The 17,984-nt window shown below is 64.8% G+C and carries 10 protein-coding genes; 2 read left to right on the plus strand and 8 right to left on the minus strand.

All coding sequences use genetic code 11. The features are described from left to right. Positions 1 to 3 precede the first annotated feature (3 nt). The 4 genes from ACVBD7_RS21875 to ACVBD7_RS21890 all read right to left on the minus strand — a co-directional run bounded on the left by ACVBD7_RS21875 (position 4) and on the right by ACVBD7_RS21890 (position 9,184). A complete protein-coding gene (locus ACVBD7_RS21875; protein ID WP_458095350.1) occupies positions 4 to 516 on the minus strand; it encodes an XrtA/PEP-CTERM system exopolysaccharide export protein in 513 nt (170 codons plus the stop codon). A 958-nt stretch (positions 517 to 1,474) separates the two neighbouring features. Continuing rightward, entirely contained in the window at positions 1,475 to 6,517 is a 5,043-nt protein-coding gene (locus tag ACVBD7_RS21880) for a M10 family metallopeptidase C-terminal domain-containing protein (protein ID WP_458095351.1), read from the minus strand. A gap of 323 nt (positions 6,518 to 6,840) precedes the next feature. After that, positions 6,841 to 7,965, minus strand: a complete 1,125-nt coding sequence (locus ACVBD7_RS21885) for a glycosyltransferase (RefSeq protein WP_458095352.1) — start codon at positions 7,963 to 7,965, stop codon at positions 6,841 to 6,843. 58 nt (positions 7,966 to 8,023) lie between these two features. Beyond that, positions 8,024 to 9,184: a glycosyltransferase family 4 protein gene (locus tag ACVBD7_RS21890; protein WP_458095353.1), complete on the minus strand. Its 1,161-nt coding sequence runs from the start codon at positions 9,182 to 9,184 to the stop codon at positions 8,024 to 8,026. Between the two features lie 421 nt (positions 9,185 to 9,605). On the opposite strand from ACVBD7_RS21890, the gene ACVBD7_RS21895 reads away from it, so the two are divergent. Then, a complete protein-coding gene (locus tag ACVBD7_RS21895; RefSeq protein ID WP_458095354.1) occupies positions 9,606 to 11,873 on the plus strand; it encodes a glycosyltransferase in 2,268 nt (755 codons plus the stop codon). A gap of 365 nt (positions 11,874 to 12,238) precedes the next feature. On the opposite strand, the gene ACVBD7_RS21900 is transcribed toward ACVBD7_RS21895, so the two are convergent. The 4 genes from ACVBD7_RS21900 to ACVBD7_RS21915 form a co-directional block, all read right to left on the minus strand. Beyond that, positions 12,239 to 13,342, minus strand: a complete 1,104-nt coding sequence (locus ACVBD7_RS21900) for a GNAT family N-acetyltransferase (RefSeq protein WP_458095355.1) — start codon at positions 13,340 to 13,342, stop codon at positions 12,239 to 12,241. Between the two features lie 337 nt (positions 13,343 to 13,679). Beyond that, positions 13,680 to 14,678, minus strand: a complete 999-nt coding sequence (locus ACVBD7_RS21905) for a Bug family tripartite tricarboxylate transporter substrate binding protein (RefSeq protein ID WP_458095356.1) — start codon at positions 14,676 to 14,678, stop codon at positions 13,680 to 13,682. Positions 14,679 to 14,782: 104 nt separating this feature from the next. Beyond that, complete coding sequence (locus ACVBD7_RS21910) at positions 14,783 to 15,712, minus strand: AEC family transporter (protein WP_458095357.1); 930 nt, start codon at positions 15,710 to 15,712, stop codon at positions 14,783 to 14,785. Between the two features lie 7 nt (positions 15,713 to 15,719). Continuing rightward, positions 15,720 to 16,412 carry a glutathione S-transferase N-terminal domain-containing protein gene (locus tag ACVBD7_RS21915; RefSeq protein WP_458095358.1) on the minus strand — a complete coding sequence of 231 codons (693 nt, stop codon included), beginning with the start codon at positions 16,410 to 16,412 and terminating at the stop codon, positions 15,720 to 15,722. A 70-nt stretch (positions 16,413 to 16,482) separates the two neighbouring features. Between ACVBD7_RS21915 and glpK the strand changes: the two genes are divergently transcribed. Continuing rightward, a complete protein-coding gene (gene glpK, locus ACVBD7_RS21920) occupies positions 16,483 to 17,973 on the plus strand; it encodes a glycerol kinase GlpK (RefSeq protein ID WP_458095359.1) in 1,491 nt (496 codons plus the stop codon). The last annotated feature ends 11 nt before the right edge of the window (positions 17,974 to 17,984 follow it).

Here is a 17,984-nt window from a genome sequence, read left to right on the forward strand (position 1 = left end):
GGTTCAGAACCATCCCTGTGGGATGATGATCGTGTCACCGGGACGTAGGGGCATATCCTGCGAGATGTCGCCGTCCCGGATGAGGTCGTTCAGGCGCACGCGAATGACCTGCGTCGGCGCGCCTTCAGCGTCCCGGCGGATCAGGCGGGCGCGGTTGCCGGACGCATAGCGGGTCAGGCCGCCGCTCTGGATCAGCACGTCGAGGACCGTCATGCCTTCCTGGAAGGGAATGCTGCGGGGTTGCGCCGCCTCCCCGATGATCCGGATCTGGCTGCCGGTCAGACCGACAAAGGAGCGGACGATGACCGTGACGTTGGGCTCGCGGACGTACTCGCGGAGCCGAGTCCCGATCTGCTTGCCGAGTTCCATCGGACTCCGTCCCGAGGCATCGATATCGCCCACAAGAGGGATGGAGATCTTGCCGTCCGGGCGGACCGGCACCTCGACGCTCAGTTCGGGCGCCCGGTACACAAAGACCTGGATGCTGTCTCCAGGCCCAATGATGTAGCTCGGCACCTCGGCTCCTGTCGGAGCGGGGGCGACTGCCCGCGGCTCCGGACGTGCACAGCCGGACAGCGTCAGTCCTACTACCAGGATGAGTCCTGCTAGATTTCGGATCGGGAGCAAAATCACATTCCGCCTCAGGCTTGGTCCCGCCGCGGCTACGGATGCCGCTCGAGCTTGTGGCCACAAATACATTACAACCTTGTACTCACCTATCTTATTTTTTGTTCCAAGAATAGGCCGGCGAACAAAAAGTGCGATTTCGATTGCCTCCGCCGAGGAGGCGTATTGCGCGGAGGGTGTGGCTCAATGATGGCGAACTTCACGGCGCGCCTGAGTGGAAGCGGCAGAAAACAGCAGGGGAGGGCAGGTCTACGACTGTCGTGGATAAGCTTTTGTGATCTTAGACAAGGTGTTGGGAGCGGGCGAGCCAGGGGCAGGAGCGCTCAACCACCCAGCGCCCAGGAACGACCACGAAGCCCCATTCAGAATTGTGGGGGATAACAACCTTAAGTTGATATTCAATGCGAGTGGCGTTCTTGGAAGTTGTGCTGAACACAGGCTGCCCCGCAGACTCCCCTCTAGCAGCCTCGCCAGTTGCGTCCCGACGGCCTTAGCGAACCGTCCGACTTCGGACCGGTACTCGGCGATGGCGGGCGCGACATGCAGCCATCGGAGGCCATGTTGCCCTGACCTCGCACAATCCAGCACTGCACGTCCTGCGCTGCCCGGAGTTTCTGACGCAGCCGCACGGCCTTGTCGGGCAGCGGCGCCAGATATGGTGTAGAAAGTTCTCGTCACTCATGTCCCCGGGCAGGAGTGCGGCCCTGCGCGTACGCGGGATCCGACATGCCCCTGGCCGGGCACAAAACTCAGTTGTCTGTCAGCGCCGTCGGCTTTCCAGGGAGCGCAAGAAACTCCCTTTCAGGGCGGCACCTCTGGCGCTGACAGGGTCTTGCAGTTGCCTGCGTCAGCTCCAGACGAAATCCTTCTCACTGAGAGAGGACAACGAGCTGCCCTGCATGTTCAGCGCGAGGTCAGTTCGGCCATCACCGTCGAAGTCGAGTTGAAGGACCTTCGTTGCGGCGTCGAGGCGCGCCTCCGTATGACCACCGCTGGAGAAGGCGCTTCCTTCGAGATAGTCGAAGCCGCCCTTCAGCAGGCCGACAAAGGCGAGCTTGTCCGTCCCAGCCTGGAAATCCGTGATCCAGTCCGGCGCCTTGACCGAAGACTCGGAAGCGAAGTTGAACAGGAAGACATCCGCTCCTTTCCCGCCCGTGAGCCGATCTTGGCCGGCACCGCCGATCAGGGTATCGGCGCCGCCCGATCCGGTCAGCACGTCGTTGCCGCCGCGCCCCTCAAGCACGGCCCCCGTGTTACCGCGGACGGTCACCTGGTCGGCGGCGGAACCACCCACGACCAGCTCGATATTCGTGACCGTGACGCTGTTGGGCCCTGAAGAGGAGAGTTCGAGGCGGTCCAGGCTGGCACCAAGATCGAAGTTGCCGCCCTGGCTCGCCGTGGCGAGCGTTACTCTGTCGGTTGGCACACCGCCAATGATCGTCTCGACGTTGGACACAGTGAGGGTGTTGGCGCCCGCCGAGGAGAGGACGAGCTTGTCGGTCCCCGCACCCAGGTCGATGACGCCCTGCGTTATCGCCGTTCCGAGCTTCACCTCGTCATCGCCGGCACCGCCGATGACTGTCTCGACATTGCGCAGCGTGACACTGTTCGTCCCGGAGAACAGCTCAACCCGGTCCGCACCGCCACCAAGATCAATGACGACATCCTTGGCGGCACCGCTCAGGGTGACTGTATCGGCGGCAGTGCCGCCGATGATCGTCTCGATCGCATTCACCGTCAGGCGATTCGGTCCCGCCGAGGACAATGTCAGCATATCGGTCCCGCCGCCGAGGTTCACGACAATGTCGTCGACCGCCCCGTCCAGCCTTACGAATTCCGACGCTGAGCTGCCGATGATCGTCTCGGCGTTTTGCACCACGACGCGCGCAGGACCGGTCGAGGCGAGTATCAGGCGATCATCACCTTTGCCCAGGTCCAGGCTGACATTGTTCACCGAGCCCTCAAGCTTGACCTGATCGGCCTTGCTGCCGCCCGTGATCATCTCGGTGTTGCGAACCGTCACCACGTTCTTGCCGGCGGAGGAGAGTTGAAGCCGATCCTCGCCCACACCGAGGTCCACCAGCGCATCGCTGACCGCGGAGCCCAGGGTCACCCAATCCGTCTGTGCGCCGCCGATGATCGTCTCGACATTGCTGACGACGAGGTCGTTGGCCGACGAGTAGAGGACGAGTCGATCGGCCCCCTCGCCGAGATCAACCGTGCCGCCGGTCATGGCGGCGCTAAGCACTACCGTGTCCGCCTGCTTACCGCCGATGATCGTCTCGACCCCGCGGACGGTCACACTGTTCGCCCCCGAAGAGGAGAGCTCCAGGCGGTCCTGACCGGCGCCAAGATCCACCACAGCGTCGGTCACCATCGATCCGAACACCACCGTGTCGGCATTCGACCCACCGGTGATCGTCTCGACGTTGCTCACGACCAGGTTGTTGGATCCCGCCGAGGAAAGAAGGAGGCGATCGGCTCCCTTCCCGAGGTCGACGGTAATACCCGCCACGGCGCCGCCGAGAGTGACCGTATCGGACAGCCCGCCGCCAATGATCGTTTCCACCTTGTGGACCGTCAGCACGTTGGTGGTGGAGGCGAACAGGGTCAGCCGGTCGTTGCCGCCGCCGAGATCCACCGTCATGCCCGCCGAGGCTGCCTCGAGCTGGACGGTGTCATCGGCGCTGCCGCCAAGAAGCGTCTCGACGTTGAGGACCGAGAGGACGTTCGGGCCGGCCGAGGAAAGGGTGAGGGTGTCCGTGCCGAGCCGGAGGTCCACGCGGATCCCGTTCACCGCGGAGCCGAGCGTAATGCTGTCAGCGCCACCACCGCCAGTAATCGACTCGGTGTTCCACACCCGGGCGGAATTGTTGCCGGAGAAGAGGACAAGACTGTCCGCGCCGGCGCCCAGGTCGATCTCGGCGCCGGTAAGTACCGTGGTCATCGTCACGGCATCTGCGGCCGAGCCGCCGGTGAGCACCGACACGTTGCCGACCTGGCCCGTGTTCGCGCCTTTCGATGAGAGGGAGAGCCGATTCGTGCCCCCGCCGAGGTTGACGTTCCCGCCGTCTAGAACGGTGCCAAGCGTGACGTTGTCGTCCGCCACCCCGCCGACGATCGTTTCCGTGTTGTGGACGGTCACGTCGTTTCGGCCGGAGCCGGCCAGGGTGAGCCGGTCCGTGCCGTTACCAAGGTCGATGGTGGCAGGCGCGTCCGAACCACCGAAGGTAACCTGGTCGGAGGAGGAGCCGCCTCGGATGCGCTCAATGCCCGACACGGTGACCTGGTTCTTGCCGTCGGCCAGGATCAGGCGGTCGTTGCCGCCACCAAGGTCGACGGCGACACCGCGGACAGTGTCGGCAAAGGTGACAGTGTCATCCGCGCCGCCGCCGATCACTGTCTCGACGTTGCGCAGCGTGACGCTGTTCGGGCCGGAGTCGGAGAGCTGCAGACGGTCGGCGCCGTTTCGCAGGTCGATGCTGGCGCCGACGACCGCGGTTGTCAGGATGACGCTGTCCGCGCCATTGCTGCCGGTCAGGTTCTGCACATTGCCCACGCGGGTCGGGGCAGGCGCAGCGCCGGGACGCGCCGCGGGCGCACCGACCGCGGCCGCGGGGTTGAAGGTGAGGCTATTCGTACCGCCGCCGAGGTTAACGGACACGCCGTCGGTCAGGCCGTTGAGGGTGACGATATCGTCGCCGTCGCCGCCGACGAGCACCTCCACACCCGAGACCGTCACGGTTCCACCGGCGTTGCCAAGGCGCACATAGTCTTCTCCGGCGCCGCCGATGATCGTCTCGGTTCCGGAAACCTCGACCATGTTCCGGCCATCGGCCAGGGTGAGGCGGTCTGTCCCCCCCTTCAGGTCAATGCGGCCGCCGACGAGGGTGGTCGCGAGCGTGATGTTATCGTTGCCGCTGCCGCCAATGATGGTCTCGGTATTGGAGATCGTGCCGGTGTTGCCGCCATCGGCAAGAATGACGAGATCCTCGCCGCCGCCAAGGTTGACGACGAGCTTGGGAGACGGATTGGTCAGATGGCGCACGTCATCGGCAGCCGTTCCCGCGACCGTCCCACCGTAAATGCCGGGGATCGTCACGGCGTATTGCGGATCCCTGGCATAGGAGTCCGCGCTTGCGTTGGGCGGGCTGTCCGCCGCAAGCGTGAAGTATGCGTCGGCCGCGGCCTTGTCACCCGTCAGCTCATAGATGCCGGCGAGCGTCGCCATGGCGAGGCGTCCGTAATAGCCCTCGCTCGTGGCCCAGCCCTCACCGTTCGAGTTCCCGGCCGCGATGTTTCCTGCACCAAGCTCGGCCCAGGTCGCGTAGGGCTTGCCCGTCGCGGGATCCAGCACCTGGATCCGGTAGGCGAGGCCGTCGTGCATGGGAAAGCCGTCCTCCCCGTGCTGGAAGCGCCCGATAAGGAAGTTCTTCGCCCAGTTGAGGTAGGTCAGCGCGTCCGCGTTGCCGCGCGAGGCAGCGGAGATGATGGTCGACGCGAAGAAGTCCTGCTGCCAGGGGGCAACGTTCACGCTCGTGTTCGTCGGCAGGTAACCGTGCGCCTCACCCTGCGTCTTCGTCCATTCGGGGATCTTAGAGACGAGCCACTTCCAGTTGCTGTCTGAGGCGGCCTTGAGCCAGGCCTTGTCGGGGCTGTTGTCCGGCGTCGCCCACAGCGCGTTCTCGATCTCGCGCAGACCCCAGGCCATGGTGCGGACCTGCTGGTTGTTGACGATGACGTTGGCATCGGCGCCGCGCTGCGCCGTCCAGACGGAGACAAGGTTGAAGGACGCCTGCGCCTGCAGGTTGTCCAGGATCCAGCGCTCGCCGGTCAGCACGTAAGGAACGAAGGACAGCTCGGGCTGGTGGGCGCGGTCTGCGCCCCACCCTGTCAGGTCATCGGCGAGCTGCGTCGGGCCTTTCGAGTTCGCATCGCCGGGCTTCCCAACCCCACCGCGCACATCCATCCAGAGCTTGGGGTAGTCTGACGGGTTCAGCCAGGCGTCGTTCGCCACATCCCGGAAATTCCAGGGAACCGAGCCGGCCGCCTCGGCCTGGCCCATCGCGTACTCAGCGGCCCGGGCGTCCTGGCTGATGAGCCAGCTGCTGTTGCCGTGCGTGACGATACCGATGTCGTCGCGCGAGCCCGCTGTGGGCATGTACTTGGTGACACCGTTGTTGGCGAGCGGGTCGCCCCAGCTCTTGTCCGCCATCTCCTTCTCGTAGCGGGCGAAGGTGGACTCCGGGATGTCCAGTGTCAGGTCGTAGTCTGCCACCGCCCCGATCGCGCCCAGCCGCGCGACGTCGTGCTGGATGTTCAGCCAGCCCTCCTTGGGGCTGCCAAGACCCTGACCGCCGTTTGCGCCACCCGAAACGAATTCCCGGTGCCAGTTCTGGTACTGGCCCTGGTTGACCGTCTCATCGAGAACTGTCTTGCCGTCGAGCTCGGCCGTGACCGTGTACTTCACGCGGCCGCCGGAGACTTCCATGGCCCGGTCATTGTTGAACTGCGCGTCCACCGAGATGGTGCCGTCTTTGAATGCCGTGACATCGAAGACGAGGCGCTGGGCGCCTTCAAGAAGAACCTCGACCCGCGCCTGACTGGCGAGCGGGCCCTTTTGCCAGAACGAGGCCGTGCCATCAGCCAGTGCCTGCTGCAGCTCGGCCATGACGTCGATCTGGATCGCGGGCTTGCCCGCAACATGCATGTCGACAACGAAGGAGTGCGACAGGATCGCCGCCTTCATATTGACGGCCGGCGCGGCGACGGAGCCCGAGCCCCGGTTGAGCACAACCTCAACCGTCTCGCCGGCGGTGAGTTCTGGCCGCGCCAGCGACAGGACGGCCATCTTCACTGAGCCGTCCGCGTAGGTGGTCTTCACGTCCATCTGGACGTCCACGGTCCGCCCCCCGACCGACGCCTTGAGGCTCGACCCTGGTGGCAACTCCCCCGCAAGGAAGCTCTGGCCGAGTGTGGTGATGCCTTCTGCCAGGCTGGATGAGCCAGCGTTTTGCAAGACGAGACGGGCAATCCCGCTCGCGTTTACTGGAAGGGTCTGGGAAGCGATGTGCGACGATGTCGGCAAAGTAGAATACCTCCGCGAGCACCAATTACGAAAAATGCAACCAACGATTGTATGAGGACAGGTTCAAACAAACGTTATCGCCTGTACAGACAATCTTAGGTTGTAGACGCGGCCCGCAACTCTTCTCAGACGTGTGTTGCAGATATGCCACTAAAGATTGCCGCGTAGGACTGGAACATCACTTCTTGGTCATAACTCTGCTCCGCCCTGACGCGATTCGCTCGGCCGAGTGCCTGACGCTGCGCGGCGTCCCGCAGCAGGGGCCTGAGCGCGGCCGCGAGAGCATCCGGGGTTGGTTCGGTGATGCAGGATGCCGCCTCGGCCGGCAGCATGGCACGAACGTCCCCCACCTCTGTGGCTACAACGGGCAGGCCGCTCGCCATTGCCTCGATCACCGAGAACGGCATCTGCTCTGTGTCCGACGAGAGGACGAACAGGTCCATGGCTCGATACGTGCTCGCCGGATCTGGGACATGACCGGCGAAGAGCACCGAGTCGGAAATGCCGAGATCGGCTGCCAGCGCCTCCAATCGGGACCGCTCCGGGCCGTCTCCTACGACGAGGAGCTGCAAGGCTTCACCCCCCTGCCGCAGCAGGGCCACAGCGTGCAGCAGGCGGGAAAGATTCTTCTCCGGCCTGAGAGCCGCGACGGTTCCGATGACCGGACCTGCGCCCGTGAGCGGCAGGGCTGCGCGCGGTCCCTCCGGGCGGAAGCGCCCGATGTCGAGCCCGTTGGGAATGTGGTGGAGCCGCCTCTCGGGCAGGCGCCAGACCTCTCGGGCCGCGCGGAGAAGTACCGTCGATGGAAGCACCACGTCGCTCCAGCGGAGCGCGATGCGCCGTGTCAGGACGCGACGCAGTTTCTGGCCATTTACCTCGTCCGGACCGAAGCCATCTTCCATATGAACATGGCGTAGCCTCGAGGAGACGAGGTTGGCGATCGCCCAGTCAATGCTGCCCCAGTTGCTGGTGACCAGAAGGTCGGGCCGGATCTGCTGCAGCAATGCACGCACGATCTGGGCGGTGCGGATCGGATCGAGCCCGCGCGGCACTGGTGCTGGCACCAGGGTGTATGGCACCTCGGGCGACAGCCTTTCCGTGCATTCGGTGCGGCCGTCGAGCGAGACGATGACATGCCGCCATCGAGCGCCGAACCGGTTCGCAAGGGCGCAGAAACGCACCTGCGCGCCACCTACGGCGAAGCTCGGGAAAACGTGCAGCAGAAGCTTTGCTGTGCCGGGCGGCACCATCAGCCTTGCACTCATTCCAACCTCGGCACTTTGCAGTATCCACGCGCCGGCACGGTCATCATGGGGAAATCCGCGCCGCTGCGGGCTTAGGCCCCGATACCCTGGCCAGGGCGGTGACCCGGCGAGCATTCCCCTCCCAGGTCAGGTCCCGGCGAACCACTTCCGCGCGCGCAGCGGCGCCCAGACGGGCCCGGAGATCGGCATCGTTCACGAGCGACAGAATCGCATCCCACATCGTGCCGGGACGGGCGGGATCGAAGAGGAGGGCGGTTTGCCCGTGCTCCAGCACCTCGCGGATATTGGGCTGGTCGGGAGCGACGATTGCTCGGCCGGCGGCCATGTACTCGAAAATTTTCAATGGGGACGCATAGGGCACGGCTGCCGGCTGCAGCGCAATGTCGAAACTGGCGATCAGGCGAGGCACCTCCTCGCGCAGGGCGAGCCCCGTGAAGCGCACGCGGTCCCCAATGCCCAGTTCGGCCGCGAGGCGCTCCAGCGCCGGCCGAGCCGGCCCTTCCCCCACCACCACAAGGGAGAGAGATGGCGCATCTCCTGCGTTCATGGCCCGGATCAGCCCGTCGATCCCATGCCAGTCACGTACGAAGCCGACGAATCCGAGAACGAGTTCCCCGTCCGCGGAAGCCGAGGGGGGCGCCGGCGGGGGGAACGCCTCGAGGTGGATGCCATTCGCGATAACCTCGATCCGCTCTTCCGGCACGCCTGCAGCCTCGACGTGCTCCGCCAAGACCTTGGTGACTGGCAGGACGTGGGTGGCGCGGCGCCAGACGAAGGTCTCACTCCAGCGTGCAAGGCGGTGAAGCCGCAAGCCTCCAAAGCGTGCGCGTTCCTGAGCGAGGGCGGCGTTGACCTCGACGAGGAAGGGAAGGCGGAGCTGTCGCGCCAGCAACGCGCCTGAGATGTAGAACAGGTTGTACCGCTCATAGATGACATCCGGGCGGAATCGTGCCGCGGCACGCCGGAGGCGGAGATAGGCAGGCACGCTGTAGGCGAGTTCGGCAAGCTCGACAGCGAAGGAGGGAAGCCAGCGGCGGATGCCAGCAACAAGCGAGCTCTCGCCTCCCAGCTCAGCCTTGTCGAAGACGGACGGCCCGACCACCAGCACCTCGTGCCCTTGGGACCGCAAGGCATCGACCAGCGCCCGGAGATGCACGCCCTGTCCATCGTGGGACTGGATGCGATGGCTATAGAGAACCCTCACCCGACGCTCCCTTCGCAACTCACCCAGCAATCCAGATGTCTGCCCGCGGTCGAGACCTTTCCCCTATTCGTCCGGGGGAGGGCACGAGTGTGTCGAGCGATCTGCACGGCCACGACGCCGAGGTGCACGAAACCGTGAGGCCTGACAAGTGCTAGCCGCGTACCGTATCTAAGGTGCAGCGAATCACCTCAGAGTAGAACGTGAATTCCTTCCGCCTTGTGAGTGGCGCCGGTTGCCACACTCATCCTGTATATCATCTCGGATACGAGAAGACTCAGGGCTGGAGGTCTAAATCAACCGTAGCGACGCAGAACCCTCGTCGTGGGGCAGTGTGAAAGATCTACTTACGTGCGGCAGATCTCCTGATATGAAAAGCGCTCGGCAGGCGCCGTAGCATGTCCAGACCGCAGGATCGAAATTCGTGAGTGATGATACCAGACGGTCAGGTGCAGCCGGTGCGCGCGATAACCGCGCCCCGCTGCGCGTGCTTCACATCTATCGGCGGTTTTATCCCGATTATACAGGGGATGGAATATATTATACGCGCCTTATCCGCTACCTTACTGAGCACGGGATAGAAGGCGAGGTTCTGACTTACGAAACTCGGACCGACGCAGGAACGGAAACTGCGGTGCATGAGGGAATCCAAGTTCATTACCTCGCAAACCGGAGCGGGACATCGAATGAACTGGACCTGTTAAGGTGGATGCAGCGTAACCTTCACAGGTTCGATCTGGTGCATCTTCACTCGCATGTCGATCGACGCTTCGTGTCCTACGCTGCCGCACGTTTTCGTGGACGCCCAATCCTGTTCTCCTGCAGCCTGGACGACAGCCCGACCGAGTTGCTGCAGACCTATCAGCACCGCAACCGAGGCCTGGCCGCGCTGCTTATGCGCACGATCAGCAGCTTTGTCGTTATCAGTCCTCAATTGTTGCGGCGATCACTGGAAACCACATCAAGCAGCCGGTTGGATTTTATCCCGCAAGGCGTTATTCTTCGTAAGCGGGCGACAGCCGAAGATCGCGCGAAAGCTCGCGAGGAACTGGGCATTCGGCCCGACGATCTGCTTTTGCTGAATGTCGGCTCAGTTTCGCGTCGCAAGAACGTCGCCTTCTTGACCGAGATGATGGCCCGGATCGAGGATCCGACTGTGCGCCTGGCGATCGTCGGCCCTTTGCTGGAAAAGGAATACGCGGCGGAGATCCAGGAGCGGCTGGAACGCGATGGCGTGGCAGATCGCGTGATCATGGCAGGTTTTCAGGCCGATCCGACCCTCTGGTACATGGCCGCCGACGCATTCGTGTTCGCCTCGACATCGGAAGGCTTTCCGAACGTCTACCTCGAAGCAATGTCCTGGAGCCTACCGATCATCACCCTTTTTCTTCCGGGGCTGACGGACTTCATTGTGGAACACGGGCGCACTGGATTTCTCGCGCGAGATACGGAAGATTTCGTGGAAGCGATCCTTCGGTTGCGGGCGAATCCGCAGCTGCGCACCGCCATGGGGGAGGCAAATCGGCGCTTCGCGGAGCGCAATCTCGAAATGGGGCAGGTGGCCTCGGCTTATGCCAAACTCTACAGGGAGAAGTGTGGTCACGAACCAAGCGTAGAGCAGCATTCTCCCCCATTTCCCAACCTCAATATCCGCTTCACTGCGGCAATGGCCGCCGGTCCGAGCTCGATCGGGTTGAGAGAATTCAAGACACCGGAAGAGTGGCCGCCCTTGTTGCAGGTGGTCATCGACACAGAGGCTGATTTCGATTGGGATAAGGGCGTCGCGACCGATCAGGGCGACGTGTCGTCAATTCTGGAGCTTGCCGCCAAATTCGATGTGTTTCGGAAGCACGGGATCAAACCATGCCTCGTCATTGACCATCCTATAGCAACGCAGAAGCAGAGCGGCCGAATCGTACGTGGTCTCGCCGAGGAAGGCTGCGAGATTGGTGTGCACCTGCATCCATGGACAGCCCCGCCACTGGTGGAAATTAAGGATAGTTGGCACTCCTTCTCGGGTAATCTGGGGCCTACACTGGAATTTACCAAGCTTGCCAACCTCAGACTGCGTGTCGAAGATTTGCTGGGCCGTCCGTCTCGGATCTTTAAGGCAGGCCGTTACGGCCTGAGCCCCAATACAGTCGAGGCGATCGAGGAACTCGACTTCGATATCGACCTCAGCATAAGCCCGTATTACGATTACAGTCCGCTCGGAGGGCCTGACTTCTCCCGCTTCAGTTCTAATCCCGGTTGGTTCGGCCGGTCACGTCAACTTCTTTCCTTGCCCACAACGGCGGCAATGGTTGGCAAGTTCGAGCCTTACGGAAGTGCGGTGTCTCACCTGGTACGGCGCCGGCTGGGGAACCGTTCGCGTACGGCGCAGATTGCGAAACGGGTCGGGCTGTGGAAACCGGCGCGCTTGTCTCCAGAGGGGAGCAAGCTGTCTGACATGAAGCGCATCACTGAGCGCCTGCACGGGGGCGGGCTGCGCGTGTTTACGTTGAGCTTGCACAGCCCGAGTTTTCGGGTGGGTGGTACACCCTATGTTAAGTCAGATGGCGATGTGCAAAGTCTTATTCAGACTGTAGATGACTTTCTTGCATTCTTCTCTGGAGAGTTTGGGGGAAAATTTACTGCTCCGTCAGAATTGCGTGAGAGACTTCTGGCATTACACGACTCAGCACACGGTTAGGTTGGCGGCCGTGGTAGGGCAAGGAGATCCAGCATAGTGGGATTCAACAGACGTCCCACGTGCAGGTGAGGGCATCGTGCAACGGCTTTCGGCCATATAGGGCGAAAGCCGTTGGACAGCCTTACCATTGCATTCTCTCGGCCTTCAAACACATAGGGAGTGCCGATCCGTCAACAGGTCCAGGTCTGAATTAGACTGGCCAGCCTTGGCGTATCTGGGGTACCGGTACGCTCCAAAAAAGCCGTTTGATACCTTGTTGTTGCAGGCACGGGAAGCGCGGTTATTCTGGATGGCGTAGTGCTACTCAGTTGATCCCTGTTTGCGTTCGGAAATCCGGCTTCGGCCACGCGTCCGAGGCGATCAACTTAAAAATCTGGCTGGGGCGGCATCTGCCGTTTCTGGGCGTCGCGAACAGGTAAATGCGTAATAAGTCTTCTTTTAACCACCGCGGCAGTTCTGAAGAGAATTGCGGTGGGTGACCAGGGTCGGGCTAACTCGACCCAGGTCAGCGTACTCATATTATGGGCCAGACTTCGTTTGTAACGCTGGTCGCCGGCCAGAAAGTCGTAAACTTCGTGGCCGTGCGCGACCGCTTCGTTGATGGCGGTCACATGGCAGGTCATGCCTGGCTTGGCATAGGGATCCAGGCCCTCCTCCATGAAGCCGCTCTGGTAGGCGTAAATATATCCGTTCAGGCGAAAGTTGTACAGCAGACCGATCAGGCCGCTTGATCCCTCTACGCGCAGTAGATCAAGCTCGTCGCGAGCATAAGCGCGTTCCATAAGTGCCATATGAAAACAGCGTTGCCACTCGGTACCAAACGCTCCCTGTTTGCCCCGGCGGTTCCAACTCGCCCCGTGCAACCGCATGAGCTCTGACGCCTCGGACCGTAGTTCCGCCAAGTTGGCAGGCCGCGCGATGGTGATTGCGTCCTCGCCGCCGTAGCACCGAGCGGACCGTCGAAGCTGGTGGCGCGTGTTGGCGCTGAGTCTCTGGAGATAGCTGTTGCCCGTTGCGTGCAGTGAACTCAGGTCGACAAAGGGCGCAACTCGTTCCTGGCTTCGAATCGAAGCGCCGCCTGCCACTTGTTGTAGTGCCGGTGGAATGCCGCTGAGGACCAAGCGGGACGCGCCCTTCCAGGCGGCGCGAAATAAAGCAGATAACACTGCAGTATCGGTCGCAAGCGGCCCATTGTGCTCAATAAACGGAGAGTCCGCCGCCGCATCGCCGCTTTCCGAAAGATGCAGCCTCGTCGAACGACGATTGAAAAGAGCCAAACCAACGAGTTTTCCGTTTCGCTCAGCGCGAATGATTACAGGATCAGGGTAGCGTTCCGAAAACTGGCATCCGACCCATGTCCAGCTCTGGAAAAACGAGTGGGGAACAGCTGCCTCGAGAGTACGCCACGCTCTGCCAAGCTCGCCAATGTCATGGGAGTGCTCCCGATAGGTTACGATGTCGTCGGTCATAGGCAGATCTCTTTTCGACGGCATCTATGATTGCCTTTAGTAAACCTGGAACTTTTCGGATCCTGATCAACCGCCTTCCCCGATCACCTCACGGCTGGTGGGGCCGGGCATAGTGCCGACGACACACTGCGGGCGGCAATGCGAATAAAAGCATGTAACGGCGCATCCCGGCCGGCTCTGGACCTTTGGGAGGCGCTGTAGGCGACCTCATGTGTAAGGTCGCCGCGGCGTCTGGAACCGATGTGCTGGCAATGGTTAGGAAGGGCGTACCGAAACAGGGCCTGGGCAGCGTTGACCCGCGCTCTGTCCGCAGCAGGGCCGGCACGCTGCGGTCTGCCTAGCTGTCCAGCCGGATTTCCAGCTCCCGGATCAGGGGGCGCCATTCTGCAGCCTCGCGCCCGACGAAGGCACCGAACTCGGCTGGGGAGAGGTTGGCGCTCTCGATGCCCAGCGTCGTGAAGCGGGCCTGCATTTCGTCCGAGGCGTTGGCGCGGGCCAGTTCAGCCGCGAGGCGGTCCAGCACCGGGGCCGGGGTGCCGGCCGGCACCGAGAGGCCCTGCCAGCCAGAGGCAACGGCATCCACTCCCAGCTCCCTTGCGGTTGGCACGGCGGCGCTGGTGGGGGAGCGCGCCTCGCTCAGCACGCAGAGCGCCCGCACCCGGCCGTCCCGGATGAAGGCGGTGCCGGTGGCGCAGTCGATCATAACGCTGTCCACCGTGCCGGCCAGCAGGTCCTGCATGGCCGCGGGGCCGCCGCGATAGGGGACATGCGTCGCATCGAAGCCGGCGCGGCGCTTGAACATCTCCATCGCCAGATGGTGCGGCGAGGCGACGGCGGGGGTGCCATAGGTGGGCGCCCGGGCCTTGGAGGCGGCGATATAGCCGGCCAGGTCCCGCACCGGGCTGTCGGCCCGCACGACGAGGAAGAGCGGGAAGCGCCCGATAAAGCCGATGCCGGTCAGGTCGCGGTCGGGGTCGTACGGCAGGCGAGAGTAGAGCGCGGGATTGTAGACGAGGATGCCGTTGTCGACGTGAAGCATGGTGTGGCCGTCGGCCGGGCTGCGGGCCGCGGCCTCGCTCGCCACCACGGCACCGCCACCGACGCGGTTCTCCACCACGACGTTATGCCCGAGCCGGGGGCCCATCTGGGTTGCAATCATCCGCCCGAACACATCGGACGGCCCGCCGGGCGGGTAGCCGATGATGAGACGAAGGGGCCGATCGGGCCAAGCTGCGCCCTGGGCACGGGAGGACGAAAATGGGGCAAGAGCGGCGGCGCCGAGGCCCAGGGCCCCGCGCGCGAGGCCTCTTCGCGTCACCATGGCTCTCGTCAGCATCAAAGGATGTTCCATCGGGTCGGGCCGGTATCATGGGGCAGGGGCGGGGCGTCCTCAATCGCGCTGCGCGCGGGATTTGCGCGGCGCGGGCACGGCTTCGGGCGTCAGGGCAGGGGCACCCATGCCCAGAGAATGAACAGCCAGAGCGGTAGGGTCGCCACGGCAACCAAGTGTTGCAGCGTGGTCATCGCCGCCATCAAGGGCGCATCGCCCCCCATCATCCGGGCCATGACATAGGCCGTCGTGGCTGTAGGCTGGGCCATGAAGACGGTGGCGATGGTGGCCGGCAGCGGGTCCAGCCCAAAGGCGTGGGCCAGGGCGAGGGTGAGAGCGGGCATGGCGACGAGCTTGAGTGCGGTGGTGGCGCCCTGAAGCGACAGGCGGTCCCGCATCGCATCCGCCCCCAGGGCCGCGCCCACCGCCAGCAGTCCCAGCGAGACCGAGGCCTGGCCGAGGGTGCGCATCAGCGGCCCGATCCCTGCCGGCAGCCCCCCGAGGGCGGCCAGCGCGAAGCCCGCCGCGCAGCCGAGGATAAGCGGGTTCGCCGCCACCTGCCGCAACACCGACAGCGGCCGCGGGCGGGCGCCGCTGCCCCCGATTGCAAAGGCGGGGGTGATGATGAGCTGCACGCAGGGCACGATCAGCCCCACCGTCACCGCCGCCAGCGCCGTGCCCGGCGCGCCGAAGACCGCGCCGGTGAGAGCGAAGCCGAGCAGGTTGTTGAAGCGGATGCCGCCCTGCAGCACCGATGTGGCGGCCGGGTGACCCTGCCCGAAGGCGCGGGCCAGAAAGAGGGAGGCGACCGCGCCGATCAGCAGGGCCGTCCAGAGCGTCGCCGCCATGCCGCCCAGGGGAAGGGCTCCGAGGTTCACCGAGGACAGGGAGGAGGCGAGAAGGCAGGGCAGAAGGACCCAGAAGACGAGCTTCTCGATTCCTGCCCAGATCGCATCGTTCTGCAGCAGCCGGCGCTTGAGGAAGGCGCCGAGCGCGATCAGCCCGAAGGCGGGCACGAAGGCATCCAGCCAGGGTCCCATGGAGGCGCTAGGTCAGGTCTTCGGCCGGGGCAGCGCGGGCCAGGCCGCCGAAGGCATCGAGCAGCCGGCCGCGCCAGGCATGGATGGGGTCGTCCGGCGTCAGCAGGGGGAAGGAGGATACGCAGCGGGCCCATTGCAGCGGGCCGAAGGCGATGTAGTCCGCGGCACCCGCGGTGGGGCCGGAGAGCCAGGGGCGCTCACGCAGCACCATCCGCAGCGGGTGCAGGTCCCGGCGGAAGGCCTCCACCGTCGTCTCGCGTCCGGCGGTCACCTCGGCGAGCGAGCGGCCGAAGAGCGCCTCCCGTGTGCGGGTGAAATACTCCGCGTCCTCGGGTGCCAGATGGCCGGGGATGTCGGAGACGATGAGCTTCGCGCCCCCCGCGATCATCACCGCATCCGACCAGGTGCTGACGAAGCGGGCCAGCGCCCGCCCGCCCTCGCCGCCGAAGAGGCTGGGAGCGCCGGGCCAGGTGTCCTCGATGTACTCCAGGATGTCCCAGCTCTGATGGACCGTGCGCGTGCCGTGGCGGAGGACGGGCACCTTGCTCGCGCCGACATCGGCGATGGCCGCCTTGTCGGTGAAGCGCCAGGGCAATGCCTCGTGCGGCACGCCCTTATGGGCGAGCGCCATCCGCACGCGCCAGCAATAGGGCGAGAAGCGCCTGTTCGGGTCGGCGCCGCAGAGGTCATGGAGGATCACGCCCATGCCGCCTATGGTGCGCCCTGAATCGCCCCGTGGAAAGCGCAGGGGCAGCATTTGGGGGGGATGGATGGCTGCGGACGCGTTGCTGGCGCTCGACCAGGGCACGACCTCCACGCGCGCGATCCTGTTCGACGCCGCGCTGCATCCGCGCGCCACGCATCAGGTGGAACTGCCGCAGCACTTTCCCGCACCGGGATGGGTGGAGCACGCGCCGGAGGAGATCGTCGCCCATTCCGTGGAATGCCTGCGCGGCGCGATGGCGCGCGGCGGGGTGGGCGCGGGCGAGGTGGCCGGGATCGGCATCACCAACCAGCGGGAGACGACGCTGGTCTGGGATCGTGCCACCGGACGCGCGGTGCACAACGCGATCGTGTGGCAGGACCGGCGCAGCGCCGCGATCTGCGAGCGGCTTCGCGCGGAGGGGCTGGAGGCGTTGCTGATGGAGCGGACCGGGCTGCTCGCCGATCCGTATTTTTCCGCGACGAAGCTGATGTGGATGCTGGCGGAAATCCCGGGCCTTCGGGCGCGCGCCGAGCGCGGGGAGCTGGCCTTCGGCACGGTGGACAGCTTCCTGCTTTGGCGGCTGACCGGCGGGCGCGTGCACGCGACGGACGCGACCAATGCCGCGCGGACGATGCTGTGCGACATCCGGACCGGCGAGTGGGATGGCGACATCTTGCGCGCGCTGGACATTCCGCGCGCGCTGCTGCCGGAGATCCGTGATTGCGCGACGGAGTTCGGCACCACCGATCCCGCGTTGCTCGGTGCCGCGATTCCCATTCGCGGTATGGCGGGGGACCAGCAGGCGGCCACGCTGGGGCAGGCCTGCTTCCGGCCGGGGATGGCGAAATCCACCTATGGCACGGGCTGCTTCATGCTGCTGAACACGGGGAATGCGCCGGTGCGGTCCGCGCACCGATTGCTGACGACGGTGGCCTGGCAGATCGGCGGCGCGCGCACCTACGCGCTGGAGGGCGCGATCTTCGTCGCGGGCGCCGCGGTGCAGTGGCTGCGCGATGGGTTGGGGATCATCCACAGCGCGGCGGAAGCGGGGGAACTGGCGGCGCGGGCGGATCCGGATTCCGGTGTGGTGATGGTGCCGGCCTTCACTGGGCTGGGCGCGCCGCATTGGGATGCCGGCGCGCGCGGCGCGATCCTGGGACTGACGCGCGGGGCCGGTGCGCCGGAGATCGCGCGCGCCGCACTGGAGAGTGTGGCCTGGCAAACGCGCGACCTGCTGGACGCGATGCGCGCGGACTGGCCCGCCATGGGCGAGACGGTGCTGCGCGTGGATGGTGGCATGACCGCAAGCGATTGGACGATGCGCTTCCTGGCGGACGCGCTGCAGTGCCCGGTGGACGTGCCGGCGGTGGCGGAAACGACGGCGCTGGGCGCCGCCTATCTGGCCGGGGTGCAGGCCGGGCTGTGCCCGCCGCCCGGCGACGACGCGACACACTGGCGGCGCCGCGTGCGGTTCGAGCCGGACATGCCCGCGGCGGAGGCGGACCGGCGGCACGGGGCGTGGCGCGAGGCGGTGGGGCGGGTCGTGACCCGGTAAGGCCGGGGGAG

This window comes from Roseomonas sp. WA12 (genome assembly GCF_054165765.1).

Coding starts and splice junctions, on each gene's coding strand:
- ACVBD7_RS21905 (WP_458095356.1), bottom strand. CDS start 14,678: ATGCTGACGAGAGCCATGGTGACGCGAAGAGGCCTCGCGCGCGGGGCC.
- ACVBD7_RS21900 (WP_458095355.1), bottom strand. CDS start 13,342: ATGACCGACGACATCGTAACCTATCGGGAGCACTCCCATGACATTGGC.
- ACVBD7_RS21910 (WP_458095357.1), bottom strand. CDS start 15,712: ATGGGACCCTGGCTGGATGCCTTCGTGCCCGCCTTCGGGCTGATCGCG.
- glpK (WP_458095359.1), top strand. CDS start 16,483: ATGGCTGCGGACGCGTTGCTGGCGCTCGACCAGGGCACGACCTCCACG.
- ACVBD7_RS21885 (WP_458095352.1), bottom strand. CDS start 7,965: ATGGTGCCGCCCGGCACAGCAAAGCTTCTGCTGCACGTTTTCCCGAGC.
- ACVBD7_RS21880 (WP_458095351.1), bottom strand. CDS start 6,517: ATGGACGTGAAGACCACCTACGCGGACGGCTCAGTGAAGATGGCCGTC.